We start from the raw sequence: 25,577 nt of genomic DNA, 5'->3' as shown, positions 1-25,577 counted from the left end.
GAGGCTGGATCCGAAGGATCCTGCGATGGCTTTACATCCGTCACGACGACGTGCTCCGAGAAGCTGTCTTCGGTGGGATGGTCCCGATTGAGGCCGGGACGTAGGATTTGCACCCCCGGAGGAGGCCTGTTCTTTCCGTTTCCCTGCGGCCTTTGTGGCGACTCGGAATAATTTACGCAGGCTCCCGGGTCGTGTCAAACGCCGGGTGATTTTCCTGCATCCCGGGCGTGTCGTCCGAGCGTGCTTCCTCCACAGATGCCGAGGCCCTCCGTCCGTCCACCGTTCACGACGACCCGCCCGCGACCGTCGGAGGTGCTCGCGAGAATGAGTGCATGACCCCCGATCCTTCCGATCCCGCCCCTCAGCGAACCGTCGTCCGCTCGCTCGACGAAGCGGTCGAGTCGATCGTCCGCGCATCGGCCGGCCGGGCGCTCCTGCTCGTCGGGCTGACCGGCTCTCCCGGAGCCGGCAAGTCGACGATCGCCGAGGAGCTCCGTGCGAGCATCCCCGGAGCCGTGGTGCTGGGGATCGACGGCTACCACCTCCCGCAGGCGAGACTGCGTGAGCTCGGTCGGCGGGAGCGGATGGGCGCGCCCGACACCTTCGACACGGCCGGCTTCGTCGGAGCGCTCCGCCGCCTCCGCCTCGCGCAGCCCGGCGACGTGCTGCGCTTCGCCTCGTTCGACCGCGCGATCGAGGAGCCGGTCCCGGACGGGACGGTCCTCACGATCGGGGATCCGACTGTCGTCGTGATCGAGGGGAACTACCTGCTGCTCGGCGAGGAGGGGTGGGGCGAGGTCGCGCCCCTGCTCGATCTGACCTTCCACCTCCGCATCGATCCGGTGGTGCGGCGCACGCGTCTGGTCGCTCGGCACCTCCGGTTCGGCAAGACCCTCGACGACGCGCTCGCCTGGAGCGACGGCCCCGACGAGCGCAATGCCGAGCGGATCGAGGCCGCCGCCGAACGGGCCGACGCGATCCTCTCTCCGACGCCGGAGCGTCCACTCCGACTGCTGCATCTCTCGGACACCCATCTGCTCGGGGATCCCGGCTCCCGCTACAACCGCGTCATCGACACGCGCGCGAGTCTCGCGGCGGTGCTCGACGCCCACGCTGCGATCCAGGACATCGATGCCGTGATCGTCTCGGGGGATCTGAGCGGCGACGGCTCGGCCGACTCCTACTCGGCCCTGCGCGAGATCCTCACCCCGTGGTGCGAGCAACGCGGTGCTGCTCTCGTCCTCGCCCTGGGCAACCACGACGACCGCGAGAACTTCGGCTCGCCCGCGCCCTGGAACACCGAGACCCTGGTGGGCGGCACCCGGATCGTCGCGCTCGACTCGTCCGTCCCGGGCGGCGCGTCCTGGGGACTGCTGACGGAGCCGACGCTGGCCTGGTTGCGGGGGCGGTTCCTCACGGACCCGCTCACCCCCACGGTGCTCGTTCTTCACCACCCTCCGATCGACGCCGTCACGCCGCTGCACCGGCGGATGGGGCTCGCGAACCCGCACGACCTCTGGGAGGCGGTCGAGGGGGCTCCCGTCCTTGCGGTGCTCTCCGGGCACTGGCACCACGCGTTCGTCGACACGACGACTCCCGCACCGGTGGTCGTCGCTCCCGGGGCGGCGAACCGCACGGACGTCCTCGCCGGCCCGGCGCACGAGCGGTCGGTGGCCGCGTCGGGGGCGTCGATCGTCGAGGTGCTGCCGCGGGGAGTGCGCGTCACGAGCACCGAGATCGACGCGCCGCACCGCGGGACCGAGCTGTTCGACGTCAGCGGGGAGGTGCTGGCGGACTGGCTGCGACGGCTCGGCTTCCCCCGATGAGAGTGGCGTGGCACTATTACTCAGCAGGCTGACTAATTCCCGATCGGGTCGGAGGAGAACCATGTCCCCCCTCGCACTGCTCGTCCACTCGCGGCGCAGCGCATGGATCACCGTCGTCTCCGCGATCATCGCGGTGGGCGCTCTCTTCGCCCTCCTCCCCTCGGGCGGAGAGTCCGGCTTCCCCCAGACGGGGCTTCCCGACTCGGCGCAGTCGGCCGAGGTCGCCGCGCTGCTCGAGGAGTTCCCGTCGGCCGACGCGACAGCGGGAGTCCTCCTCTGGAACCGGGACAGTGGTCTGACCGACGCGGACACCACGGCGATCGGTCAGCGTGCCGTCGAACTGGCTTCGCTGTCGACGACTCCCGATGCCGTGCGGCCGCAGTTCAGCGACGACGGTCGCGCCGCGCTCGTCGCCGTCCCCCTCTCGGCGGCAGAGGTCGAGGCCGACGTCGAATCGGTCGCGGACCGCCTCCGCGCAGCGGGATCCGCCGACCTGCCGACGGGGCTCGAGAGCTACCTCACCGGAGCGGTCGGTTTCCAGGCGGACATCTCGAACGCGTTCGCCGGAGCCGACTTCCGCCTCCTGCTCGTCACCGTGATCGTGGTGGCGGTGCTCCTGATCGCGACCTACCGCAGTCCGATCCTCTGGATCGTCCCCCTCGCGGTCGTCGGCATCGCCGATGGCCTGGCGCGGATCGTCGTCGCCGCTCTCGCCGAAGCGGTCGGAGTGTCGATCGACGCCTCGGTGAGCGGAATCCTCTCGGTGCTGGTCTTCGGTGCGGGGACGAACTACGCACTGCTGCTCGTCGCCCGGTACCGGGAGGAGCTGCTCCACGAGGAGGACCGGCACCGCGCGATGACGACAGCGGTCAGGAGTGCCGGGCCGGCCATCGCCGCGAGTGGCGGGACCGTCGCGCTCAGCCTGCTGACCCTGCTGCTCGCCGAGCTCGCCGGCAACCGCGCGCTCGGATTCGCCTGCGCCGTCGGGGTCGTGATCGCGATCGTGTTCGCGCTGGCCGTGCTCCCCTCCGCCCTCGTGCTCTGCGGACGCGGTCTCTTCTGGCCTTTCGTGCCGAGACCGCGCGTCGCGGCCTCGGGCACCGCCCCTCGCAAGGACGGACTGTGGACGCGGCTCGGACGTGCGGTCGCCCGCCGCCCAGGACGCGTGGCGATCATCGCCACCGTCGGTGTCGCCCTGCTGTCGCTCGGACTCGTCGGCGCGAAGGTCGGACTCTCGCAGACCGACCAGCTGCTCGGGGATCCGGAGTCCGTGCAGGCCCAGGCCGTGATCGACGACTCCTTCGGTGCGGGCCTCACCGCGCAGACCACGGTGCTGACTCCGGACGCGGCCGTCGCCGAGGCGACCACCCTCGCCGAGGGAACCGCCGGAGTCGTGTCGGCACGGGCCGGCGAGAGCGCGAACGGACTCACCTCGGTGAGCCTCGTGCTCGCCTCCGAACCCGAGAGCGCCGAGAGCTTCGAGACGATCACGGCGCTGCGCGCGGCCTACACCGACTCGAGCGGCCCGGTCTCGGAGACCCTCGTCGGCGGGAGCGACGCCACGGCATTCGACACGCAGTCCGCGTCGGAGCGCGACCAGGGGCTGATCATCCCGATCATCCTGGCCATCGTCTTCCTGATCCTGGCGCTGCTCCTGCGCTCGCTCGTCGCGCCGGTGCTGCTCATCGCGAGCGTGCTGGCCACGTTCTTCGCGAGCCTGGGAGCGGCGAACCTGCTCTTCCGCGGACTGCTCGGTTTCCCCGCCTTCGACGCGAACGTGGTGCTGTTCGCGTTCCTGTTCCTGGTGGCGCTCGGAGTCGACTACAACATCTTCCTCGTCACCCGAGCGCGCGAGGAGCGGGCACGGCACGGCACCCGCGAGGGCATGGTGCGCGCGCTCGCCTCGACCGGCGGAGTGATCACGAGCGCGGGCATCCTGCTGGCGGCGGTCTTCGCCGTGCTCGGCGTGCTGCCGGTCGTCGCGCTCACCCAGATCGGCGTGATCGTGTGCATCGGCGTCCTGCTCGACACGCTCGTCGTGCGCACGGTCCTGGTGCCGGCGCTCGTGTTCCTCACCGGTGACGCGTTCTGGTGGCCGAGCACGAAGCGGAGCGCGAAGCACACCGCGAGCGCCTGAGGAACGGGGAAGCGGACGGTGCGGGGCCGCATGCGACAGCCCGCACCGTCCGCTGATCGTGGTCCGCGGACGCGGAGGTCAGGTCGAGGGCAGTGCGACCGCGCCGGTCGCGACCGCGTACTCGCGCCGTGCCCGCCGAGGTGCGGGGGCGGCGTCGGTGTAGCGGCCGACCGTCTTCGGGATCACTGCCGTCGTCGTGACGTAGGAGCCCCACATCGGGGAGGGGACGTACTCTGAGGATCGTTCGATGGACATGACTCTGCTTTCACGGCTAGGGGTTCGTCGGACTCGCGCGGTGCCGGGGTCCAGCCCGGCACCGCGCACTCGGCTCGGAGTCAGGCTCCGATGCCGACTTCCTCGGGCGAGACGTCGGCGCCCGGAGCCGAGGGCTCGAGAGCCTCGGCCACGCGCTGCGACAGCGAGCTGTCGACGTTCGCCCAGTACTGGAGCACGCGCTGGCGCAGCTCGGGGCGGGTCACCTTCGAGACGTGCCCGGCGATGTTCGCGACCAGGCGGGCCTTCGCGTCGTCGTCGAGCACCTCGCGGTAGAGGGTCCCGGCCTGACCGAAGTCGTCGTCCTCGGGGTGGAGGGTCGCTGCGGCGCGCGTGAGCTCGCCGTCGCTCTCCCAGCCCGTCGACTCCGCTGCGCGAGCGGGATCGGCGTGCGCGCCTCCGGTCGTGTTCGGCGCGTAGACGGGGAGCTCGGCCTTCTGGAAGTCGAACCGCATCGGCCCGTCCTTCGAGTAGGAGTGCACCGGCGACTTCGGCGCGTTGACCGGGAGCTGCGCGTGGTTCGCACCGACGCGGTAGCGGTGCGCATCCGCATAGCTGAAGATGCGGGCGAGCAGCATCTTGTCGGGGCTCGCCGCGATTCCGGGCACGAAGTTCGACGGAGCGAACGCGGCCTGCTCGATCTGCGCGAAGTAGTTCTCGGGATTGCGGTCGAGGATCATCGAGCCGACCTCGATCAGCGGGTAGTCGGCGTGCGGCCAGACCTTGGTGAGATCGAACGGGTTGAACCGGTAGCTCTTCGCGTCCTCGTAGGGCATGACCTGGACGGAGAGGGTCCACGACGGGTGATCGCCGCGCTCGATCGCGGAGGACAGGTCGCGGATGTGGAAGTCGGCGTCCTCTCCCGCGATCTGGTCGGCCTGCTCCTGGCTCAGGATCTCGATGCCCTGATCGGTCTTGAAGTGGTACTTGACCCAGAACCGCTCGCCGGCCGCGTTGATCCACTGGTAGGTGTGCGAGCCGAAGCCGTCCATGTGCCGCCACGAGCTCGGGAGCCCCCGGTCGCCCATCAGCCAGGTGACCTGGTGAGCCGACTCGGGCGAGAGGGTCCAGAAGTCCCACTGCATGTCGTGGTCGCGCAGGTGCGTGCCCGGGAGGCGCTTCTGCGAGCGGATGAAGTCGGGGAACTTGATGCCGTCGCGGAGGAAGAAGACGGGGGTGTTGTTGCCGACGAGGTCGTAGTTGCCCTCGCTCGTGTAGAACTTCAGCGCGAAGCCGCGCGGGTCGCGCCAGGTGTCGGGCGAGCCCTGCTCGCCGGCGACGGTCGAGAAGCGGGCGAGCATCTCGGTCTCGACGCCGGGCTGGAAGAGCGCGGCGCGCGTGTAGGCGCTGACGTCGCCCGTGGTCACGAAGCGACCGAACGCTCCGCCGCCCTTGGCGTGGACGACGCGCTCCGGGATGCGCTCGCGGTTGAACTGCGCGAGCTTCTCGAGGAGGTAGTGGTCGTGGAGGGCGAGGGGGCCGTCGGCTCCGACACTCAGCGAGTGCTCGTCGCTGGCGACGGGTGCTCCGGAATTGGTCGTCGTGAATCGTTCCTCGGTCATGTTCCTCCTGTCGGCGGCGGGCCGGGGCCGTGCCGCTGCGGTGATGGGGGTCTCGGTCAGCTCTGCGCTGCCGCGAGGCAGTCGGGGCAGGTGCCCCAGAACGTGACGTCGGCCGTCTCGATGGCGAAGCCGTTCGAGGTGGACGGGTGCAGGCAGGGCGCCTGACCGACGACGCAGTCGACGTCGGCCACGGCGCCGCAGGTGCGGCAGACGACGTGGTGGTGGTTGTCGTCGACCCGCAGCTCGAACCGTCGGGGGTGACCCTCCGGCTCGATGCGGCGGGTGAGGCCGGCCTCGGTGAATGCCGAGAGCACTCCGTACACCGCCTGAGCGGAGGCGTCGGGGAGCTCGGTGCGCACTCGGGCGAGGACGGCGTCGACGTCGGAGTGCGGGTAGCCCTCGAGGGCCTGCAGGACGGCCCGCCGGGTGGCGGTGGCCTTGAGCCCTGAGGCTCGGAGGCGTTCGTCCGGTGTCGTCATATCGGTCACGCTAGCGGAGTTGTGTTGAGTGAGTCAAAACAACTGCGGCGTTTCGCAGAGGGTGCGGAGGGGATCGCCGGGGTGCAGGCGCGCGGTGCGGGCGCGGGATGCGCGGTACTAGCGCAGGGCGCGGGGTCGCGGTGCGGCCTGCAGAGGTGTGTGCGATCTGCAGAGGTGTGTGATCTGCAGAGGTGTGCTATCTGCAGGACGAAGGGCGGAATACGGGGATCTCGACTTGATCGCGGACCGTTCCGGCCCTGATCGCCTGCAGACCGCACCATCTCCTGCAAATCGCACGCGAGCCTCCTGCAGACCGCACCATCACCTCCGGATCGCGCCTCGAGCACCCCGGGAGGTGCGCCAGCATCAGGCGACAGGGCCCTCGACCAGGGTGACCTGCGCCGAGTGCGAGGCGCCGGTGGTGTCGATCCAGGTGAGAGTCACCGACTCGCCGGGCTCGCGCTGCGCGAGATCGGCCGAGAGCTCGTCGGAGGAGGCGACGACCGTGCCATTGACGGAGGTGATGGTGTCACCGGCCGCGAGGCCCGCCTCCGCAGCGGGTCCGTCGGTGACGACTCCGGAGACCACTGCACCCTCGGTGGCCGAGACCGCCGAGCGGTAGGGCGAGGCCGACGCGGTCGACGAGAGCGCGACTCCGAGGAACGCCGGGTAGCCGATCTCGACGGTGGCGGTGTCGGCTCCGGCCTCGATCGTCGCGACGATGTCGAGAGCCGTCGAGATCGGGATGGCGAAACCGGTGATGTCGGCGGATCCGCTCGAGGCTGCCGTGTCGATCCCGACGACCTGTCCGTCGGAGTCGAGGAGGGGCCCGCCGGAGTCGCCCGAGACGATGTCGGCGTCGACCTGGATGAGGCCCGAGAGGGTCTCCCCCGAAATGCCGGTCTCGGACTGGGTCGTGATGCTCTGCGCGAGCGCCGTCACGGAACCGGACGCGGCGACGAGGTTCCCTGTCCCCTCCGCGTTGCCGACGGCGGTGACGGCATCGCCCGCGGCGACCCCGTCGGTGTCGAGCGTCGCGGGGGTCAGGCCCGAGGCGTTCTCGAGCTGGAGGACGGCGATGTCGTTCGTCTTGTCGGTTCCGACGACGCGGGCGGTGTAGGTCTCGCCGGTCGACTCGACCGTGACCTGGATGCTCGTCGCGCCCTCGACGACGTGGTTGTTGGTCAGGATCATGCCGTCGGAGGTGAGGATGATGCCGGTCCCGGCCGAGGTGGCGCTCTCGTAGGTGAGGTCGGAGGTGATCGTGACGACGCCCGCGGTCTGCGCGGCACTCGCGGCGACGGCGTCGGTCGCGGTGCTCGTCGAGGAGCTACCGGAGGAGGAGCCGTAGCCCGAGCCGCCGGGGTAGGGCGAGAGCGTGATGCCACCGGAGTAGGGCGAGACGGTGGTGCCGCCTCCGAATCCGCCGCGTGAGCCGCCGGGGTAGACGATGGTGCTCGCGCTCGAGCCGCCGGACGACGCGGCGACCTCGGTGCGGCCGGCGGAGGAGATGCCTCCCGCGGCGAGCCCGATCAGGACGGCGAGGCCGGCGCCGCCGGCCAGGAGGGCGCGACGGCGACGGCGGCGGTCGTCGGTGCGCAGGGCCAGGCGCTGGTCGGCGGTGGTCGGCTCGGCGGTGGTGGGCTCGGCGGTGGTGGGCTCGTCGCCCTGGGATGCGTGCTGCTCGTTCATGGTGTCGTCCTCGTGGCCGGGGCCGCCCCGTATCGGCGACCGGAGTCCATTCGACGACCGTGCGCATCGCGGCGGCTGGACGAATCCTATGGACGGCTTATGAAGGCAAAGTTCATCGGCGCAAGGAAATACTTGTGGCTACAACTGAGTTGGCTCTAGCGTGAAAGAGATGAACGCCACTGCCCCCGATCTGCTCGCGCCCGACACGACGATGGGCGCGGTCACCCTGCGCGTCGCCGACCTCGACGGGATGATCGCCTACTACCGCGACGCCGTCACCCTCGACCTGCTCTCGCACGACGGACCGGTCGCGGTGCTCGGCCGCGGCGGTGTCGCCTCCGTGATCCTGCAGCACGCGCCCGAGCTGCGGCACGCGGGGCCGCGCAGCGCGGGGCTGTTCCACACGGCGATCCTCTTCGAGTCGGAGGCGGCGCTCGCCGCGGCGGTCTACAGCGTCGCGACCCGGCACCCCGGCTCGTTCACCGGCAGCTCCGACCACCTCGTGAGCAAGGCCTTCTACTTCGACGACCCCGAGCACAACGGAGTCGAGCTCTACTGGGACCGCGACCGGACCGAGTGGTCGTGGACGCACGGGCGGATCGAGATGTCGACGCTGTTCCTCGACCCGAACACCTTCCTCCAGGAGCACCTGACCGACGAGGCGATCGCGCAGCCTCGACTGGGCGGCGCCACCGTCGGCCACGTCCACCTGAGCGTGGGCGACGTCGCGACCGCGAAGGAGTTCTACGTCGACCGGCTCGGCTTCGAGACGACGATCGCGTACGGCGGGCAGGCGCTCTTCGTGTCGGCCGGCGGGTATCACCACCACATGGCGATGAACACGTGGAACTCGCTCGGCGCCGGGCGGCGCCAGCTCGCACTCGGGCTCGGCCAGGTCGAGATCGTGGTTCCGGGAGCGGACGACGTCGGCGCGCTCGGCGAGCGCCTCCGCCACGCGCGGGTCACGACCGCGGACGACGGGCGGACGCTGGCGTTCGAGGACCCGTGGTCGAACGCGATCAGGGTGACGCCGGCGGGCGACTGAGCCCGCTCCGCCGGATTGCGGGCCGGGTACGATGGGGGCGCGGAATTCGCACTCCCCCGAGACTCCGGAGTACACGGTGCCCACGATCGTCGTTGAAGTCATGCCCAAGGCCGAGCTGCTCGATCCGCAGGGGAAGGCCGTCGCCGGGGCGCTCTCGCGACTCGGCCACTCGACGGTGAGGGGCGTGCGCGTGGGCAAGCGCTTCGAGATCACCGTCGACGAGGTCACCGACGAGGTGCGCGCGAGCGTCGAGGCGATCGCCGACGACATGCTGTCGAACTCGGTGATCGAGGACGTCGTCGGCATCCACTACCCCGAGACCGCCTGATGCGCATCGGAGTCATCACCTTCCCGGGGTCCCTCGACGACCGCGACGCCCAGCGCGCCGTGCGCCGCGCCGGTGCCGAGGCCGTCGCGCTCTGGCACGGCGACCACGACCTCGACGACGTCGACGCGATCGTGCTGCCCGGTGGCTTCTCCTACGGCGACTACCTGCGCTGCGGAGCCATCGCCTCGCACTCCCCGATCATGCGCGAGGTCATCGCCGCGGCGAACGCGGGCACCCCTGTGCTCGGCATCTGCAACGGCTTCCAGATGCTGACCGAGGCGCACCTGCTGCCCGGCGGACTGATCCGCAACGACATCGGCTCGTTCGTCTGCCGCGACCAGCGACTCCTCGTCGCGAACACGTCGTCGGTCTGGACGCGCGAGTTCGAGCCCGGCCAGGAGATCACGATCCCGCTGAAGAACGGTGAGGGCGGCTACATCGCCTCGACGGAGACGCTCGCGGAACTCGAGGGCGAGGGCCGCGTCGTGGTCCGCTACCTCGGCGAGAACCCGAACGGCTCGATGAACGACATCGCCGGCATCAGCAACGCGCGCGGCAACGTCGTCGGCCTGATGCCGCACCCCGAGCACGCGATCGAGCCCGGCTTCGGCCCCGACACCCCCGCCGCGATGCGGTCGGGCATCGACGGCCTCGCGTTCTTCACGTCCGCGATGAGGGCGCTGGTCGCCTCCGTCTGACGGGCGACGCCGTCCTGCTGCGGGAGCTCCGCGGCAGGACGGCGTCGTTCGGTCGGGTCGCTCTGCGCTAGTGGCCGTAGACGCGCAGCTCTCCGACGAAGAGCGGGCCGAAGTCGCCCGCGGCGTTCGCGACCTTGGTGATCTTCACGTACCGCCAGGTCCCCGTGCCGAGCACGGGGCACTCGAGCGGCTCCCGCTTGCCGAGGGTGTTCTTGCCGACCGAGCACACGAGCGTCTTGGCCGGATCTCCGGGAGTGTTGAAGACCTCGACCACGAAGGAACGGCGCGTGGCGTCCTGATCGTTGTCTCCCGCTCGGGTGACCATCCGGATGTCGCTCAGGCTGTACTGCGCTCCGAGGTCGACCCGGAGGTAGGCGCCCGGGTCGTCGACCGTGGATGCCCAGCCGCCGACGTTCACTCCGTCGACCGCCGCGGCGGCGGGATTGGTCGACGCATCCTTCAGGGAGGAGACGACGACCGCCTTGCCCTGGGCGAGATTGCCGTCGGTGACGACGTCGGGGCGAGGAGTGAGGAGCACCGCGTTGTCCTTGATCGCTTGAGCCGCAGCCGGCAGCGGAGCGGTCACGTTGAAGTGGTTGTTCGTGACCACGTTCGTCGGTTCGGCAGGGACGGTGTGGACATCGGGGCCGCCGACCCAGTTCTCGGTCGCCGTGTTGTGGTTCGTCAGCTGGAAGGCCGTGTCACCCGAGCCGGTCTGCATGCCGAGCCACGAGACGTTGGAGCCGGTGACGAGGTTGTTCGCCACGGTCCAGTAGCTGGATCCGGCATCGAGGTAGAGGGCGTGCGCCTGCTGCCCCCCCACCCGGCTGACGTGGTTGTTCGAGATCACCGAAGAGGTCTCGGCCGATGCACCCGGCGCGTTGGCACCGTTGACGTAGATGCCTCCGCCGTCCCTGAGGGAGGAGGTCATCACGTCGTGCACGTAGTTGTAGGTGATGCGGTTGTTCGCCTGGCCCTTGTCCGGACGTCCGAATCCCCACCCGAGCTCGATGCCGATGTACGGGCTGTGGCCGACCTCGTTGTGCCTGACCGTCATGTCCTTGACGTAGCCGAGGTTGATCCCGGCCGCACTCGTCCAGCGGTTGCCGAAGTCGTAGACCAGGTTGTCCTCGATCGTGTGCGCCTGATCGAGGTAGGAGACCAAGTTGGGGACCTTCGAGGTTTCGTTACGTCCGTGGGCGGTCTGGCCGACGGCGATGCCGTCACCGGCGACATCGGTCACCGTGTTCCGCAGGATCATCGAGTTGGCGGAGCCCTTGTCGAAGTTGATGCCGTTTCCTCCGACATGCCGCACGGTGTTGCCGGTCAACTCGATCTGACCGCCGGCGTGCACCTCGACCGCGGCGTCGGGGCGGCGGACGAGGAACGGAGGAACGTCCGGCCCGCTGAGCGGGTTCTTCGAGAGAAGGTTGTTGGTCTGCTGCGTGACGACCCCCTCGCTCTCCGACGGATTCCAACCGGCGTGCTCGAAGGTGATGCCCTCGATCGAGAGGAACTTGGCGCGGTCGTGACCGTTCGTGGCGACCGGCAGACCGGCCGTCCCGGGATAGCCGCTGATCTCGAGCAGAGTCGTCTGCACAGGAGCCACCACCGAGGCGGTGGACAGATCCTCGCCCGGGCGGGGGATGTAGTAGATCCTCCCGCTGGTCGCCGTCGCCGTCGGGTCGATGTAGAACTGCCCGGCGGTCTTCAGCAGCTCGCGCGCGTTCTCGACGAAGGTCGGCTTGCTGACCGTGATCTGCGCCCTCTGATCTCGAGCCACCTCGAAGCACGACTCCGTCATCGTCATCCCGGCCGAGGTGACGGAATCGACGTCGCAGGTCACGTCGGTGAAGTAGCTCACCGGGGAGCCGGGGTTGTCCCCGCCGCCGATCCACCCGAGCCGCATCCCCGCAGCGTCGGGCCAGGACGATGCGGGAGAACCGGCGTTCTCGAAGGCGTAGCCGGTGGGGTTGTCGTCGACATCGACCTTGACCGTGCCGAGATTCAGGACGGCCGCCGCCTGCCGAGCGAGCTGCGCGACCTGCCCGTCGACCCAGATCTGACGGGAGGTGAAGTCCCGCGGGACCGTCGTCGAGTACACCTGCGCGCCACCGTCGGGCGTGACCGCTCCCGACGTGTCCACCGTCCAACCGGTCAGCGGCATGCCCCCGTCGAAGACCGGAGTGGCGCCCGCTGCGTTCTTGTAGATCACCCGCTTGTCGGCGCCCGCACCCTGGTCACTGCGATCGAGCGACAGGATCGGGGTCCCGTCGACCGGGCTCGGCGACCGGTAGGTGCCGCCGGCGAGCTCCACGGTCACGCTGCCCGTCAGGCCGGCCGCGACGAGCGTGCGCACCTGTCCCTGAGCGACGGGCAGGCTGCAGGGCGCTGCCGCTGTGGAGCAGTCGCCGACTCCGTTCGGTGAGGCGTGCAGGACGAGGTCGGCCGCCTCCGCCGGCGAGGCGACCAGCACCGACATCAGCACCGCCCCTGCGGCCACCCCTGAGATTCGAGTCCGCCATCGGCGGCCATCGTGATTGTTCATCAGCCCTCTCCTTCGAGACGCGGGTTCGGGGCCGCGCAGCTGCGGCCGATCGGTCACCCGTCCCGAGCAATATCGCTGATGGCCTCGCGACGGACCGAAGCTGGCGCGAGGCCGTCGAGCATCGTCGCGCCGTCAATACAGGTGTGGTTGCGGCATGGACAGCTCCTCGGCGTGCAGTGATCGCTCTCGAGCAACTGCGGATAGCGCTCCTCCCCCTGTCCGTGGCTCGCGACGAACCGGGTGGGATCCCACCATGAGGATGATTCACATCCCTCGAGAAAGCTGAGACAGCATGGCTCCCCACACCTTCCCTGCGCCCGAGAACGAGAACATCCAGCGGCGGACGATCGTCGCGGGTGCCGCCTGGACGATCCCCGTCATCGCCACCGCCCTCGCCGCGCCAAGCGCTGCCGCCTCACCCAACGCCCCGACGCTGGCATTCACGCAGTCGAGCTACACGGCGACCGGCTGCGGCACGCTCACCGGCGTGCAGGTGCGGCGGACGACGGACGGGTCGACCGCGGATGCCGGCGAGAGCGTGACGGTCACGCTGCCCGCCGGCTACACGATCAACGGGTCGTCCACCTACACCGGCACGACCGATGCGGCCGGGCTGATCACGCTCCCGCCGATCTCGGTACCCGCGACGGGCGGAACCGCCACCTTCACCGCGAGCTCCGATGCGCTGAACGCGAGCGCCTCTGTCACCTCCACCGTCGCCGACGGCCTGGCGTTCCAGACGAGCTCGGCGAACGGCTACGTCGTCGGAGCGAGCGGAGTGCCCTCGGGGTCGACCCCCATCGGCTGGAACTCGTACCTCACCTCGAACGGCGAGGTCTGGATCAACGGTGCCAAGCGCTCCGGCAACGGAGTCGTGACGCAGGCCGTCGGCGAGCTCGACGGCGGGAACACCTACGTCGGCTACGTCAACTCCACCGGCAACACCGTCAAGGTCTCCTCGGCGAACGGCTACGCACTCACCGGCGGCGGTGCCCCCGTCGGCTCGACCGCGCTCGGCTGGAACGCGTTCCTCTCTCCCGCAGGCGAGGTGTGGATCAACGGCACGAAGGTCTCGGGCAGCCACGTCGTGTCCCAGGCCGTCGCAGAGACCGACGGCGGCAACACCTACGTCTCGTGGGTCGACACCGATGGCAAAGCGTTCGGGACGAACTCTGCGAACGGCTACGTCATCGGCGCGAGCGGCGTCCCCGACGGCTCGACCGCGATCGGCTGGAACGCCTATCTCACCTCGGACGGCGAGGTCTGGATCAACGGCGCCAAGCGCTCCGGCGCCGGAGTCGTCACCCAGGCCGTCGGCGAGCTGGACGGCGGCAACACCTACGTCAGCTACGTCAACTCCACCGGCGACACCGTCAAGGTCACCTCGGCGAACGGCTACGCGCTCACCGGCGGCGGTGCCCCCGTCGGCTCCACCGCGCTCGGCTGGAACGCCTTCCTCTCTCTCGCAGGCGAGGTGTGGGTCAACGGCACCAAGGTCTCGGGGAACCACGTCGTCTCCCAGGCCGTCGCGGAGACCGACGGCGGCAACACCTACGTCTCGTGGGTCGACGTCGCCGACTGCGACTGACGGCTCGGCGGTGGCGTCGCGCGATCCTGCGCGACGCCACCGCGACGGCGGGGCCTCAGGCCGAGCGGCTCCGCTGCTGCCGCGCGAGCGCGTCGGACAGCGCCCTCGCGCTGGAGAAGCCGGACATCGTCGCGATCTCGGCCCTCGTCCTCCGCGGCGAACCGGTCGCCGCGAGGTGCCGCTGCGCGATCGCCAGACGGGCCTGCTCGATCGCCTCCGAGGGGCGGGAGCCGTGCGCGGCGAAGACCTTGCGCAGGTACCCGCTCGAGAGATTGACCGCCTCGGCGAGCTCGGCCACGCCGAAGCGCTGATCCCGAGCGCGCCCGAGGATGACACCGAGCGCCCTCGAGTACGACTCCGGCGCCCGGGCGGGCTCCTTCCGCGAGCGCGCTGAGACGGCATCGACCAGCAGTCCTGAGACCAGTGAGGCGACGGCGGAGGACAGCGGCCCTGCCGCGGTGGCGTGATCCGCGTCCGAGTTCAGGACGGTGTTCGTGAGCGCCATGATCATCGCGCGGCACGGGGACGCGTCGGGATGCAGCGCGACGCCCTCTCCGATCCCCCGCAGGACGCCCGCCGGGACCTCGAGAACGGAGACGTCGATCTCGTAGCGGGCGACCGCCTCGAGCGCCCGGTACTCGCCGCTGGCGGGACCGACGACGACGAAGGAGTCACCGGGGCCGACGTCCGCTGCGGCACGCGCGTCCGACGCAGCGATCCGCGCATCGCCCTCGACGACGAGGACGACCCGGACGATCCCGGGCGGAATCCTGACGCGGGCGTGGAGCGGGGAGTGCCGGAGCCGGGCGAGACGAAAGGCTCCGAACCGGATCTCGTCGCCGAAGATCCGCAGGTCGTCGGCCGACTGCGGCTCCTGCCCGCGTTCGCGCAGCCACTCCGCGGCAGCGTCGCCGCGGAGCGCCACGGTGCGACCCGCGTGCGCCGCGATCTGGTCGCTCATGTTCGACCCGCCTCCCCGGTGCTGCGCCGTGCGCGAGAGCCTGGCGAGAACGACGCCCGCCTCGACCGGCAGCGGCAGCGTAACCGTCCGCGGAAAGGTCGAGGCGCGACTGTCGCGTGGTCGCCCTGCGCAGGCACGATAGAAAGCGCGACGCTCTCAGGGCGCGACGCCGAGGGCGCTGGACGCACCTCCGCTCGCCAGGGGACGGGAGACGCGTCAGGGTCCGGTGAGCACCTCGGGCTCGGGGGTCATCGAGATCGTGGGGATGGAGGCGGTGATCACCGTGCCGTCGGAGCGGCGGGTCCCCTCGATGTCGGACGTGGTCGGTGCGCCGATCAGGCGCGGACCCTGGTGGCCGAGCCCGACGCGCACGGGGTTGCCCGCCTCGACGTGCACCCGCTCGTCGCGGACCGAGATCGCGGCGGCGTCGCCGGTCTCGATGGTGAGGAGCACCGACTCCTGCGTCACCTCGACCCGGACCCGGGTGCCGTGCAGGGTGATCCGGAAGGTCAGACGGTCCCAGCCGTCGGGGAGGCGGGGGTCGAGCGTGATGCGCCCGCCGTGGTCGCGCATCCCGCCGAAGCCGTAGACCAGGGCGCTCCACACGCCGCCGGTCGACGCGACGTGGATGCCGTCGGCCGTGTTGCGGTGCAGATCGGCGAGGTCGACGAACAGCGCCGACAGGAAGTAGTCGCGGGACAGCTCGTGGTAGCCCACCTCGGCCGCGATGATCGACTGCACGACGGCCGAGAGCGTCGAGTCGCCGGTGGTCAGCGCGTCGTAGTACTCGAAGTCGGCGCGCTTCTGCTCGGCGGTGAACTCGTTGCCCTGCAGCAGCAGCGCGAGCACGACGTCGGCCTGCTTCAGCACCTGGAAGCGGTAGATCACCAGCGGGTGGAAGTGCAGCAGCAGAGGGCGCTTGCTCGCGGGCGTGTTCTCGAGGTCCCACAGCTCCTTCTCGAGGAACGCGGCGTCCTGCGGGTGGATTCCGGCCCGCTGGTCGAAGGGGATGTGCATCTTGTCGGCCGCGCGGGCCCACTCGATGACCTCGTCCTCGACGACGTGGAGGCGCGCGACCATCCGCTCGTAGGCGGCCGGCTCGACGGCCTTCAGCAGCTCGACGGCCCGAGCCGCGGCTCGGAGGTTCGAGCGCGCCATGACGTTCGTGTACAGGTTGTCGTTGACGACGGTCGTGTACTCATCGGGTCCGGTCACTCCGTGGATGTGGAAGTGGTCGTCGCCGTTGCTGCGCCAGAAGCCCAGGTCGGCCCACATCCGCGCGGTCTCGACGAGGATGTCGATCGCGCCGCGGGCGAGGAAGTCGTCGTCGCCGGTCGCACCGACGTACTGCATCAGCGCGTACGAGATGTCGGCGTCGATGTGGTACTGAGCGGTGCCGGCGGCGTAGTACGCCGACGACTCCTGACCGTTGATCGTGCGCCAGGGGAACAGCGCGCCGCGCTGGTTGAGCTCGGTGGCGCGGGCGCGAGCAGCCTCGAGCATGTTCTGGCGGAAGCGCAGCGCGTTCCGTGCGACCAGCGGCGCGGTGTAGCTGAGGAAGGGGAGGACGTAGACCTCGGTGTCCCAGAAGTAGTGGCCGCCGTATCCGGAGCCCGACACGCCCTTGGCCGCGACGCCGCCGCCGTCGGTGCGGGCGGTCGACTGCGCCAGCTGGAAGAGGTTCCAGCGCGTGGCCTGCTGGATCGCGGGCTGGCCGTCGATCTGGACGTCGGAGCGCTGCCAGAAGTCGTCGAGCCACTCGCGCTGCTTGGTGAACTGCTCTTCGACCGGCGTCTCGCGGGCACGATCGAGGGTGCGGTCGCAGCGGTCGGCGAGCTCGCGCACGGGCACGCCGCGGGAGGTGTGGTAGGTCAGCGTCTTGACGAGGCGGACCGGAACGCCCGCCTTCGCCTTCACCCGGTAGACGTGCTTGGCGAGGTCGTCGTCGATCTGCGAGGTCTGGTCCCACTCGTTCTCGGTCTCGAGCACGTGCTCGGCGCCGCAGGCGATGGTCATCCCGGAGTTGGTGGTGCGGTAGCCGAGCAGGTAACGGGTGCCGTTGACCCGCTTGAGGCGCGGCTGGAGCACGCGGTCCTCGAAGGACTCCGCCTTGCGCGGGTCGAAGGCGGCACCCTCGCTTCCCGAGGGCGCGTGGTACTCGTCGATGCCGTCCTGGCGGTTCAGGATCTGACTCGAGATGAGCACGGAGGCGTCGGCGTCGATCATCTCGACCTCGTAGTCGAGGATCGCGAGATGCCGATCGGTGAACGACACGAGACGGCGGGCGCGGATGAGGACGCCCTTGCCCGACGGGGTGCGCCACTCGATCTCGCGGGTGAGCACGCCGTTGGCGAAGTCGAGGCGGCGCGTGTAGGCGAGGACGTCGGCCTCGCTCAGCACGAACGGCTCGTCGTCGACGTAGAGGCGGATGATCTTGGCGTCGGGGACGTTGACGATGGTCTGTCCCACGCGGGCGAAGCCGAACGCCTCCTCGGCGTGCCGGATCGGCCACGTCTCGTGGAAGCCGTTGATGAAGGTCCCGTAGGCGTATCCGTCGCGGCCCTCCTCGACGTTGCCGCGGAGGCCGAGGTAGCCGTTGCCGGTGGCGAAGAGCGTCTCGGTGCGGCCCTGGAGCTCGGTCGCGAACTCGGTCTCGACGAGGGCCCACTCGTCGACCGGGAAGCGGTTGCGGTCGAGCGGGTCGGAGGTGATGGGGTTCATGCGGCGTCCTCGGGAACGGGGGCTGTGGGGAGGAAGGGGAGCAGCTCGGCGAGATCGTCGACGACGATGTCGGCGCCGTGCTCGAGCAGGGTCTCGGCGCCCACCCCGCGGTCGACTCCGACGACGAGGCCGAACGCGCCCGCTCGGCCGGCGGCGACTCCTGAGTGCGCGTCCTCGACGACGACGCACTCGGCCGCGGTCAGGCCGAGCAGCTCGGCGGCGTAGAGGTAGGTGTCGGGCGCGGGCTTGCCGGCGATGCCGCGGTCGGCGGCGAGCAGTCCGTCGACGACGACCTCGAAGCGGTCGCGGAGACCCGCGGCCTCGAGCACGGGGACGCCGTTGCGGGAGGAGGTGACGACGGCCACCTCTACACCCGCGGCGATCGCGGCGTCGAGGAAGGCCAGCGAACCGGGGTAGGGGGCGACCCCCTCCTCGTCGAGCGTGGCGTTGAAGGCCGCGTTCTTGCGGTTGCCGAGCCCGCAGACCGTCTCGAGCGCGGGATCGTCGGCGGGCGAGCCCTCGGGCAGGGTCAGGCCGCGGGAGGCGAGCAGCGCGCGGACGCCGTCGTAGCGCGGGCGTCCGTCGATGTACCGGAAGTAGTCGGCGTCGGAGTAGCCGCCCTCGATGCCCTTCGACTCGAGGTAGGGCGTGAACAGCCGCGACCAGGCGTGCATGTGCACATCGGCGGTCGGCGTGAGCACCCCGTCGAGGTCGAACAGGAGCGCCCTGAGGTCGCGGAGGGCGGAGGCGTCGGGGCGCGGCGGGGAAGCAGTCACGGCGGGGAGGCTCTCGGATCGGGGCTCGGGTGCGGCGGGATCCGCCGGTGGCGGCCGTCCGCCGAGGACTGGAAGGTATCGTATCGGCCCCGCGGGCGCCTCCTGGAACCGTTTACACGTCGGACATCTACGCGCCGTCGGGAGCGCTGTTCCGCGCCACAGGCCGGGATCACCGAGGGCGAGCTGTCGGCCGCCCCGCCCCGATCGGCCTCTGCCCAGCGGCGGACGCCCGGACCTCCCTCGACGTCGGTTCCGCATCGGAGCCGACGACGGCGGACCCGCGCCCGACGACGGCGGGAGCGGATCGGAGGAGTGCGGCGCCGGCGCCCACGGTCGGGACCGGTGTAGCGGACACCACCTTCGAGAGGAGTGTCGATGTCCGCCCGACACCACGCCCACCCGTCCACCCTCGCCGACGCCGCGTTCGAGAGCGATGTCTTCGAGACCAGCCCGGCGAGCCGCTTCGCCGTGCTCGTCGCGGCCCGCGGAGGCGCGGCCCTCCCCCGGCGCGAGGAGGTGCACGCACGGAGCTCCGCTGTCCGCGAGCTCGTGTTCGTCGGGCGAGGCCTGCTCCGAGGACCGGAGCGCGATGCCGACGAGGACCGTGCGTGCGCGATCGCCGTCGTCGAGAACATCGGCGGAGGCCTCGCCCGGGTCGCGGGCGGAGTCCGCCTCATCTTCCGGACGATCCTCGACGACAGCGGCACGATCGAGCTGCCGCTCCCCATCGAGACCGAGGGGCACTTCGGTGATCTCTTCGACGCTCCGCTCCCGTCGGACAGCGTCGAGGTCAGCCGGCTGTGCATCGTCGCGGACAGCGGCGCGCTCCGCCTGCGGATGCTCGCGGCACTGGTCGCGTTCACCGCCGGCGTGTCCACGGCCGCCGCCGGCGGAGACGCCTACGCGATGCTCGGCGACGAACTGGTCCGGCCGATGCGCCGGTTCCTGCCTCTCGAGGAGCTCAGCCCGGCGCGGATGCTCGAGTACCCGACGCCGAAGGTGCCGGTGCTGATCCGCCGGGCGGTGCTCGCCGACGTCGGTGCGGCGTCCACGGACCCGGTGCTCTACGGGTAGACGCCCCTGCGAGCGGCACGGCCTCGGGCCGCTCGCAGTAGTGCGCCAGGCGCATATATGGACATGATGTACATAAGTGTCCGGAGGTCCGCTGCGACCGCGCGAACGGCGGTGCTCCGACCCCCGGACGGACAGAGAATGAGGAGTCCTCGATGACCGGATCCGACACGGTCCCGGCCGTCGTCCTGCTCGCGATCGTGACCGCGGCGGTCGTCGGGTCGTTCCGGCTGATCAGCCGACGCGGCCGCTACCGAGACCCCGAGTCGCTCGCGCTCGCGAGCAAGCCCGTGCTCGTGCTCGCGGGCGCTCTGGGCCTGCTCGACGCCGCCGTGCCCGCCACGACCGGGGCGGCCGTGTTCTGGCTCGGAGCCGCGTTCGGCATGCTGTGCGGCGCCCTGACGTTCGGGATGTTCCTCCCGATCCGCGATGCGGCCCTGTCTTTCGTCGCGTTCGTCGTCACGGCCGGCATCCTCGTCACGCGGTTCGGCGGCGGCTGGGAGGTCTCGGTGGCGCTCCTCCTGCACCTCGGTGCACTCGCGGCCGGTCTGGCCCTCAGCACCTTCCGGCTGCGACTCCCGCGGGTCGACGGAGCGGCCCTCCTCGGCGGCGTGGCACTGCTCGACTTCCTCCTCTCGCCCTTCGGACTCCCCCTGGGCTCCGCACCGATGAGTCCCGAGGCCGTCGTCGTCGGGACGGCCTGCGCCGGAGCCCTCGGCCTCCTCATCGGCCTCGCGCCGAAGCTGACGGTGTTCCTCGCAACCCTGGCGGTCGCCGTTCTCGCGGTCGCGCTGCCGCTGTTCCTGCAGACGAGCTCGGCCCTCGGTCAGCCGCTGCTCGTGCAACCGGAGTGGGGGCAGGCGATCGGAATGGCCGGCGTGGCGCTGGGCCACCTCGTCGGCCGGGCTCCGTTCGCCATCGCCGACCGAGTGGGGAGGCGCTGAGCGCCCCGGCCCGACCCGGACGACGCGATCACCCGGCGGCGTCGCCGGAGGTGGGGGCGTAGCTCTCGGTCATGCCGTCGACAGCGCTCGCGATCGACCAGGCGGCGAAGGTCCACTCGGCGGAGCCTCCCCCGAGCGCCGGGCCCTCGAAGACGGTCTCGACGATGCCTCGGTCGAGTTCGAACCGCCGGGTGAAGGCGTCGACGATCGAATTGGTCAGGACGGCGATGTGGCGCGGGGTGAACGGCTCCCGGAGCCGGAGCCCGATCAGGCCGAGAACGGTCTCGTAGAACGACGACATCGCCGAGAGGAACGAGGCCTCGATCCGCGTGACGGTCGCGACCGCCGTCTCGCGCGCCGGACCGGGCGCGATGCTCGGCACGGCGGAGGCGAGCGTCCAGTACGAGCGGCGGAACTCCGACGCGGAGGCCGCCCGGAGATTGGCGGAGACGCCGACGCGGACCATCTCCCGCATCAGAGCGCGGCGCTCCTCACTCGTCCCCCGGATCAGCCCGACGTGCTCGCGCAGCACCGCCTCGATCGCGTGGCGCGTGGACGGATCGAATCCGCGGGCGAAGTCGCCGCCCTCGAAGAGGTCCTGGATGAGGTCGGCGACGAAGGCCGCGTGGGACTTCCAGATCCGGTAGACCGAGCTCCGCGGCGCTCCGGCGGCCTTGATGTAGCTCTCGAGCGGGATGTGCTCGAAGCTGAGGGTGATGCCTCCCTCGGCTGCGATGCGCGCCTTGGCCTCGTCGAGGATCAGCCGCTTCGTGGTCTCCGGAGATGTTCGACGCGCGCGGGGCTTCACTCCGCCGGAGGGCTCTGGTTCCATTCGGAACAGCTTACGGCGGACGACGCGCGGCCGATCCGGAATCGTGCGGCGGTGGCGCCGATCGTCCTGGGCGTCGGCCGGCCGGACGCGGCCCGCGGCCGGGTGGGTGAGGGACTCACCGGCCGGAGGACCGCTCGAGAGTCTGACCCGTGGCGTGCGAGAGAGCGTCGGCCACGGCGAGACCGGTCGCGTCGGCCGAGAGCGCGTCCGCGGAGAACTCCGCCTCCCAGTCCAGCGCGGCCTCCCAGGCGGGGTCGACCGCGACTCCGCTGGGGACGATCACCGATGCCGTCGTCGCGCCGAGTCTGGACACCAGTTCGCCCAGGCGCGCCGCGTCGGCATCGCCCACGATGGTGTCGGTGACGGCGATGACCGTGCGGGGGCTCGTCGGCTCGCCGAGCACGTCGACCGCGGTGCGGAACGCCGGCTGGATGGCCGTGCCGTCCGGGACCGGTGCAGAAGAGGTCAGGAGCATCCCGGAGTCGAGCTCGGACACGGGCGTCGGGGGGAGGCGGAGGACGGCGTCCTCGGCGAAGGCGATGATCGTGACGGTGTCGTCGGCGCGGAGATTCTCCGGCGCCCACTCGAAGATCTGGTCGATGGCCGCGGTGCGGACATCGGAGTACCCGCTGAAGCTCCCCGATTCGTCCAGGAGCAGCACGACGTCCAGCGGCACAGGCGCCCTCGGACCGACCAGGGCGACCTCGGCGATCTCGGTCGGGCGGTCGGCGAGCGCCCACGTGAGCAGGGCGGCGCCGATCAGCGGGATCAGCAGGAGTGCGAGCCACCAGGGCGGGCGGCGCGGAGCCCGGAGAGGGACGGGCGACCGGAGGGGCGGCAGCGCCCTGCTCGCGGTGGTCAAGGGAGCGGTCACGGCCCGCACCCTCCCTCGCCGACGCCTGCGACGACGATGTCGACGCGCCTCTCCGCGGCGGCCCTGTCGGGGATCTGCTCACCCGTCGCGGCGTCGATGTCCTCGGCGAGGGGTTCGCTGTCCCCGACTCCCCGCGCCATGACGCGGTCCGCGGGCACACCGGCGGCTTCGAAGAGCCCGGCGACCGCGTCCGCGCGGTCCTCCGAGAGCGTCACGAGGGCCTCCTGCGTCCAGGTCGCGGAGCTGGCCGCGTGACCGGTGATCTGCACAGTGGCACCCGCGGAGTCGACGGCGAGCGCGAGGGGGGCGGCGAGGGCGACGGCCGCGTCCTCGCGAGGGACCGGTGAGTCCTCGCTGAAGGCGAGGTTCGCCGGGACCGTGAACTCGCAGTCACCACCGGGCAGCGCGCTGGTCGCGACGGCGGGGAACCCCGGGAGGGGATCCTCCGGCAGCGACGCGTCCGGAGCCTCGGCGTTGACCGGATCCACGACGATCGCGTCGCACTCCGATGCGTTCCAGGCGGCGCACAGCCGCCGACCGAGATCCCTCAGCCACTCGCGGTCGCCGCTGCGGAGGGCGGTCGAGGTGTTGCCGATGCCCAGCATGTGCAGGGGCGCTCCGCCGAGATCGAGGGAGGCGACAGAGGCGATCCGCCCGCTCGCCTCCTCGACGCTCGACGCCAGCATCCGATCGTCGAGCGCGAAGGCACCCGTCGTCGACACGAGGTCGCTGACGAGCCACATCGTCGCCGACGCGCCGGCCAGCTCCTTCGCCAGCGCGAGAGCGCGGTGGAGGTCGGAGCCCCGCGCCGTGGGAGCCGACTCCCGCGCGATGACATCGGCGATGCAGGACGGCATCGATGCGGCGAGCGAGCCGACGGACGGCCGGTCGCGCTCGCCGGGCGTGCTGAGCGGGGAGTCCTTGAGGAGGATCCGCGGTTCGACATCCTCGCCGTCGACGGCGACGAGAGTGATGGTCCCGCCCTGTCTGCTCGCCTCGCGGATCTGCTCCGAGAGCTCATCGGGCATCGTCGTGAGGACGTGCGATGCGGAGCGGTCGACGACGACGACCGTCTCACCGACCACCGGGCCCTGCGGCTCGCTCTCGACCACCGGGCCCCCGAGCACCTCGGCGCACCCGGCTCTCTGAGCCTCTGCCAGCTCGGTCACGGAGACGGGGCCGGCTCCCTCGTCCCCGGCGGCGCTGGTCGACTCCGCCGACGCCGAGCAGCCGGCGAGGCTCGCGCCGAGGAGGAGGAGGGTGAGGAAGGAGGCGTTGAGCGCCGGCCTGCGGGGGCGGGGAGTGGGCACGACGGCCTTTCCTGGAGTCGGCGGAGCGGAAGGGCGGGAGGTCCGGGGTCAGCGGGCGGCCGACTCGACGAGGTCGTCGCCGTCGGGCTCGATGACGTGGAGGCGCTGAGGTCCCGGGGCTGGTTCGGCAGTGCGGGAGGAGTCGGGCCGGACCATCGACTCGCGGAGCGCACGCCAGGCCTCGGCGGCGGTCGAGGTGTCGGGTATCGCCGACACGGCACGGTAGAGGGCGAAGGCCTGCGCCACGAGGTTGTCGACCGCGACGTCCTGCACGCCCGTGCGGATCCGGCCGCTGGTGTCGATCGCCGCCCGGCCGACACCGATCGACACCTCTGTCACGTCGACGGCCGGTGCCGTCGGCTGCTGCACCCCGGCGAGCGCCTTGGCAGCATCCTCGTCTGCTGCGGCCGACCCGTCGGCGCCGGAGCGCTGGGGAACCGCCGGCTCCCGACCGGGCCCGGCCATGCCGAGGGAGCGGGCGACCGGATCGGAGTCGGCGAGCCCGCTCTCGATCTCGGCCTCGATCACCTCGGACTGCGCGCGCGCGGTGACGTCGGCGATCATGTCGCTCAGCTGTGCGGCGGCGGTGTCGGCCACCGCCAGGAGGCGGCGGCTCCGGGCGAGGTCGCGCTCGTCTCGACGGATGGTGCGGCGCTCGAGCCGGCGCGCCTGCCGAGACCACCGCGCAGCGTGCCGCGCGTGCGCGAACGACGGTGCGGCCGCCACCGTCTCGACGACGAGGACGGCCAGGGGCAGCGCCGTGATGTAGGCAGTCACCGCGCCGGCCGCAGCGCTCGGGCCGGTGCCGCTGATGATGCCCGCCACGCCGCCGGAGAACCGCTCGTGAGCGAGCTGGTAGAGCAGAACGGTCGTCGCGATCAGGAGGACGAGACCGAGCGCCCCGAGTGCCAGCACGAGACGCACGGGGAGCACCTGCTCGCTCCGGCGCGCCTCCGGGAACTCGGCGGGGCGCTTCGCGAGAACACCGCGGAACAGCAGCGCCGCGAAGGCTCGACCCGCGAGATGCGCCGACAGCAGGACGATCGCCGGGACACCGAGGGCCATCGCGTAGGCGAGGACGACGTTCACGTCGGTCGGGAGCCACTGGCTCTCGGAGACGTCGAAGATGGTCCGCATCGTGGTGAGGAGGAAGAGGGGATCGCTGAGGAGCATCGCGGCGGCGATGAGGTAGGCCGCCCAGCCCGGGATCCAGGAGGTGAGGTGCGCGACGGAAGCGTGTCTGCGGTCGGCATCGAGCGCCTGCTCGTACCGGGCGCGGTAGTGCGTGCTGGTGATCCCGGCCCGGAGCGCGGCGACACGCGATCGCCGGTCCTGCTCGGCACGGACGACCGCCCGGGAGCTCTCGGCGAGAGACGTGGCGCGGCGACGGCCGCGGGACCTGGCGGACACGAGCGCCCGGAGCCCCAGAGCGGCCAGCGGGGCCGGCATCGGGCTCGTCGCCCTCGCCTTCGCCCGCAGCAGGTCCTGCGCCAGGGTCGTGGTGGCCTGCCGGGTCTCGTTGATGCGGCTCGGCGAGCCGGTGCGGCTCAGGGGGTTCTTCATCGTTCTCCTCGGCATCGATTCCCTCGGCATCGTGTCCCTCGGGCGGGGCGGGTGGTGCTCGGAGCGGGACTGGTCACGTCGCCGTGAGGGGCGAGGAGAACGGGTCCGGGTGGAGGAGTGGCGAGCACGACGGGGCCCGCCGGTCGGTCACCCCCTCCTGGCCGCCTGGAGAGAGGCGCGGGCGGCCTGCAGGTCTCGTCGGAGCCGATCGAGGGTCGAGGTCGTGCGGCTCCCTGAGGCGCGAGCCGCGCGCTCGGCGTCGGCGAGATCGCGCTCGAGCCTCTGGACCAGCTCGACGGCCTGCAGGACCCGCCTGTCGTCCGGAGTCACCACTGGCTCTGGCATGCCG

General features: G+C 71.1%; 21 protein-coding genes. 8 read left to right on the top strand and 13 right to left on the bottom strand.

Features of this window, described 5'->3' with window-relative positions; genetic code table 11:
- The first annotated feature begins 332 nt into the window (after positions 1-332).
- Positions 333-1,826: a metallophosphoesterase gene (locus ASG06_RS07250; protein ID WP_056040268.1), complete on the top strand. Its 1,494-nt coding sequence runs from the start codon at positions 333-335 to the stop codon at positions 1,824-1,826.
- A 61-nt stretch (positions 1,827-1,887) separates the two neighbouring features.
- Entirely contained in the window at positions 1,888-3,963 is a 2,076-nt protein-coding gene (locus tag ASG06_RS07245) for an MMPL family transporter (RefSeq protein WP_056040266.1), read from the top strand.
- Between the two features lie 78 nt (positions 3,964-4,041).
- Here the strand turns inward: ASG06_RS07245 and ASG06_RS19915 are convergent, their stop codons facing one another.
- The 4 genes from ASG06_RS19915 to ASG06_RS07230 all read right to left on the bottom strand — a co-directional run bounded on the left by ASG06_RS19915 (position 4,042) and on the right by ASG06_RS07230 (position 7,969).
- A complete protein-coding gene (locus tag ASG06_RS19915; protein WP_156465895.1) occupies positions 4,042-4,218 on the bottom strand; it encodes a hypothetical protein in 177 nt (58 codons plus the stop codon).
- Between the two features lie 80 nt (positions 4,219-4,298).
- The gene (locus ASG06_RS07240; RefSeq protein ID WP_056040264.1) at positions 4,299-5,798 is read right to left on the bottom strand and encodes a catalase; all 1,500 of its coding nucleotides are present in this window, start codon (positions 5,796-5,798) and stop codon (positions 4,299-4,301) included.
- A gap of 56 nt (positions 5,799-5,854) precedes the next feature.
- On the bottom strand, positions 5,855-6,277 hold the full coding sequence (locus ASG06_RS07235; RefSeq protein WP_056040262.1) for a Fur family transcriptional regulator: 423 nt from the start codon (positions 6,275-6,277) through the stop codon (positions 5,855-5,857).
- A gap of 366 nt (positions 6,278-6,643) precedes the next feature.
- Positions 6,644-7,969 carry a S1C family serine protease gene (locus ASG06_RS07230; RefSeq protein ID WP_082498997.1) on the bottom strand — a complete coding sequence of 442 codons (1,326 nt, stop codon included), beginning with the start codon at positions 7,967-7,969 and terminating at the stop codon, positions 6,644-6,646.
- A gap of 169 nt (positions 7,970-8,138) precedes the next feature.
- Here ASG06_RS07230 and ASG06_RS07225 point away from each other — a divergent pair, with 169 nt between their 5' ends.
- The 3 genes from ASG06_RS07225 (at position 8,139) to purQ (ending at position 10,040) form a co-directional block, all read left to right on the top strand.
- Entirely contained in the window at positions 8,139-9,014 is an 876-nt protein-coding gene (locus tag ASG06_RS07225; RefSeq protein ID WP_056040588.1) for a VOC family protein, read from the top strand.
- A 76-nt stretch (positions 9,015-9,090) separates the two neighbouring features.
- A complete protein-coding gene (gene purS, locus ASG06_RS07220; protein ID WP_056040586.1) occupies positions 9,091-9,342 on the top strand; it encodes a phosphoribosylformylglycinamidine synthase subunit PurS in 252 nt (83 codons plus the stop codon).
- Complete coding sequence (gene purQ, locus ASG06_RS07215; protein ID WP_056040260.1) at positions 9,342-10,040, top strand: phosphoribosylformylglycinamidine synthase subunit PurQ; 699 nt, start codon at positions 9,342-9,344, stop codon at positions 10,038-10,040. The genes purS and purQ overlap by 1 nt, the downstream gene beginning before the upstream one ends.
- Before the next feature lie 67 nt (positions 10,041-10,107).
- On the opposite strand, the gene ASG06_RS07210 is transcribed toward purQ, so the two are convergent.
- Positions 10,108-12,543 (bottom strand): right-handed parallel beta-helix repeat-containing protein, encoded by a 2,436-nt coding sequence (locus ASG06_RS07210; protein WP_056040258.1) that lies wholly within the window; start codon positions 12,541-12,543, stop codon positions 10,108-10,110.
- 337 nt (positions 12,544-12,880) lie between these two features.
- Here ASG06_RS07210 and ASG06_RS07205 point away from each other — a divergent pair, with 337 nt between their 5' ends.
- Entirely contained in the window at positions 12,881-14,176 is a 1,296-nt protein-coding gene (locus ASG06_RS07205) for a hypothetical protein (RefSeq protein ID WP_056040256.1), read from the top strand.
- Between the two features lie 55 nt (positions 14,177-14,231).
- On the opposite strand, the gene ASG06_RS07200 is transcribed toward ASG06_RS07205, so the two are convergent.
- The 3 genes from ASG06_RS07200 to ASG06_RS07190 all read right to left on the bottom strand — a co-directional run bounded on the left by ASG06_RS07200 (position 14,232) and on the right by ASG06_RS07190 (position 18,634).
- Complete coding sequence (locus ASG06_RS07200) at positions 14,232-15,137, bottom strand: helix-turn-helix domain-containing protein (RefSeq protein ID WP_056040255.1); 906 nt, start codon at positions 15,135-15,137, stop codon at positions 14,232-14,234.
- 216 nt (positions 15,138-15,353) lie between these two features.
- On the bottom strand, positions 15,354-17,858 hold the full coding sequence (locus ASG06_RS07195; RefSeq protein WP_056040253.1) for a glycoside hydrolase family 65 protein: 2,505 nt from the start codon (positions 17,856-17,858) through the stop codon (positions 15,354-15,356).
- Complete coding sequence (locus ASG06_RS07190; RefSeq protein ID WP_056040251.1) at positions 17,855-18,634, bottom strand: HAD family hydrolase; 780 nt, start codon at positions 18,632-18,634, stop codon at positions 17,855-17,857. The genes ASG06_RS07195 and ASG06_RS07190 overlap by 4 nt, the downstream gene beginning before the upstream one ends.
- 375 nt (positions 18,635-19,009) lie before the next feature.
- Here ASG06_RS07190 and ASG06_RS07185 point away from each other — a divergent pair, with 375 nt between their 5' ends.
- Positions 19,010-19,708 (top strand): hypothetical protein, encoded by a 699-nt coding sequence (locus ASG06_RS07185; RefSeq protein WP_056040248.1) that lies wholly within the window; start codon positions 19,010-19,012, stop codon positions 19,706-19,708.
- A gap of 152 nt (positions 19,709-19,860) precedes the next feature.
- The gene (locus ASG06_RS07180; protein WP_056040245.1) at positions 19,861-20,649 is read left to right on the top strand and encodes a hypothetical protein; all 789 of its coding nucleotides are present in this window, start codon (positions 19,861-19,863) and stop codon (positions 20,647-20,649) included.
- Between the two features lie 28 nt (positions 20,650-20,677).
- Here ASG06_RS07180 and ASG06_RS07175 read toward each other — a convergent pair whose 3' ends face one another.
- The 5 genes from ASG06_RS07175 to ASG06_RS07155 all read right to left on the bottom strand — a co-directional run bounded on the left by ASG06_RS07175 (position 20,678) and on the right by ASG06_RS07155 (position 25,573).
- Positions 20,678-21,481, bottom strand: coding sequence for a TetR/AcrR family transcriptional regulator (locus tag ASG06_RS07175; protein ID WP_156465894.1), 804 nt, complete (start codon positions 21,479-21,481; stop codon positions 20,678-20,680).
- Positions 21,482-21,596: 115 nt separating this feature from the next.
- The gene (locus ASG06_RS07170; RefSeq protein WP_162239012.1) at positions 21,597-22,355 is read right to left on the bottom strand and encodes a VWA domain-containing protein; all 759 of its coding nucleotides are present in this window, start codon (positions 22,353-22,355) and stop codon (positions 21,597-21,599) included.
- A complete protein-coding gene (locus ASG06_RS07165; RefSeq protein ID WP_056040239.1) occupies positions 22,352-23,665 on the bottom strand; it encodes an OmpA family protein in 1,314 nt (437 codons plus the stop codon). Before ASG06_RS07165 ends, ASG06_RS07170 begins: the two co-directional genes overlap by 4 nt.
- A gap of 48 nt (positions 23,666-23,713) precedes the next feature.
- Complete coding sequence (locus tag ASG06_RS07160; protein WP_056040237.1) at positions 23,714-25,228, bottom strand: hypothetical protein; 1,515 nt, start codon at positions 25,226-25,228, stop codon at positions 23,714-23,716.
- 147 nt (positions 25,229-25,375) lie between these two features.
- Positions 25,376-25,573 carry a hypothetical protein gene (locus tag ASG06_RS07155; RefSeq protein WP_156465893.1) on the bottom strand — a complete coding sequence of 66 codons (198 nt, stop codon included), beginning with the start codon at positions 25,571-25,573 and terminating at the stop codon, positions 25,376-25,378.
- Positions 25,574-25,577: the final 4 nt, after the last annotated feature.

Origin of the sequence: Rathayibacter sp. Leaf185, assembly GCF_001423885.1 — a bacterium.
Taxonomy (GTDB): Bacteria; Actinomycetota; Actinomycetes; order Actinomycetales; family Microbacteriaceae; genus Rathayibacter.
The sequence above is the reverse complement of the archived record's forward strand: the minus strand, read 5'-3'. Positions and strand labels throughout refer to the sequence as shown.

Excerpts from the sequence above, each read along its gene's own strand:
- ASG06_RS07205 (WP_056040256.1), top strand. The coding sequence starts at position 12,881 with ATGGCTCCCCACACCTTCCCTGCGCCCGAGAACGAGAACATCCAGCGG.
- ASG06_RS07230 (WP_082498997.1), bottom strand. The coding sequence starts at position 7,969 with ATGAACGAGCAGCACGCATCCCAGGGCGACGAGCCCACCACCGCCGAG.
- ASG06_RS07180 (WP_056040245.1), top strand. The coding sequence starts at position 19,861 with ATGACCGGATCCGACACGGTCCCGGCCGTCGTCCTGCTCGCGATCGTG.
- ASG06_RS07200 (WP_056040255.1), bottom strand. The coding sequence starts at position 15,137 with ATGAGCGACCAGATCGCGGCGCACGCGGGTCGCACCGTGGCGCTCCGC.
- ASG06_RS07155 (WP_156465893.1), bottom strand. The coding sequence starts at position 25,573 with ATGCCAGAGCCAGTGGTGACTCCGGACGACAGGCGGGTCCTGCAGGCC.
- ASG06_RS07160 (WP_056040237.1), bottom strand. The coding sequence starts at position 25,228 with ATGAAGAACCCCCTGAGCCGCACCGGCTCGCCGAGCCGCATCAACGAG.
- purQ (WP_056040260.1), top strand. The coding sequence starts at position 9,342 with ATGCGCATCGGAGTCATCACCTTCCCGGGGTCCCTCGACGACCGCGAC.
- ASG06_RS07240 (WP_056040264.1), bottom strand. The coding sequence starts at position 5,798 with ATGACCGAGGAACGATTCACGACGACCAATTCCGGAGCACCCGTCGCC.
- ASG06_RS07235 (WP_056040262.1), bottom strand. The coding sequence starts at position 6,277 with ATGACGACACCGGACGAACGCCTCCGAGCCTCAGGGCTCAAGGCCACC.
- ASG06_RS07195 (WP_056040253.1), bottom strand. The coding sequence starts at position 17,858 with ATGAACCCCATCACCTCCGACCCGCTCGACCGCAACCGCTTCCCGGTC.
- ASG06_RS07250 (WP_056040268.1), top strand. The coding sequence starts at position 333 with ATGACCCCCGATCCTTCCGATCCCGCCCCTCAGCGAACCGTCGTCCGC.
- ASG06_RS07245 (WP_056040266.1), top strand. The coding sequence starts at position 1,888 with ATGTCCCCCCTCGCACTGCTCGTCCACTCGCGGCGCAGCGCATGGATC.
- ASG06_RS19915 (WP_156465895.1), bottom strand. The coding sequence starts at position 4,218 with ATGTCCATCGAACGATCCTCAGAGTACGTCCCCTCCCCGATGTGGGGC.
- ASG06_RS07185 (WP_056040248.1), top strand. The coding sequence starts at position 19,010 with ATGTCCGCCCGACACCACGCCCACCCGTCCACCCTCGCCGACGCCGCG.
- ASG06_RS07175 (WP_156465894.1), bottom strand. The coding sequence starts at position 21,481 with ATGGAACCAGAGCCCTCCGGCGGAGTGAAGCCCCGCGCGCGTCGAACA.
- ASG06_RS07225 (WP_056040588.1), top strand. The coding sequence starts at position 8,139 with ATGAACGCCACTGCCCCCGATCTGCTCGCGCCCGACACGACGATGGGC.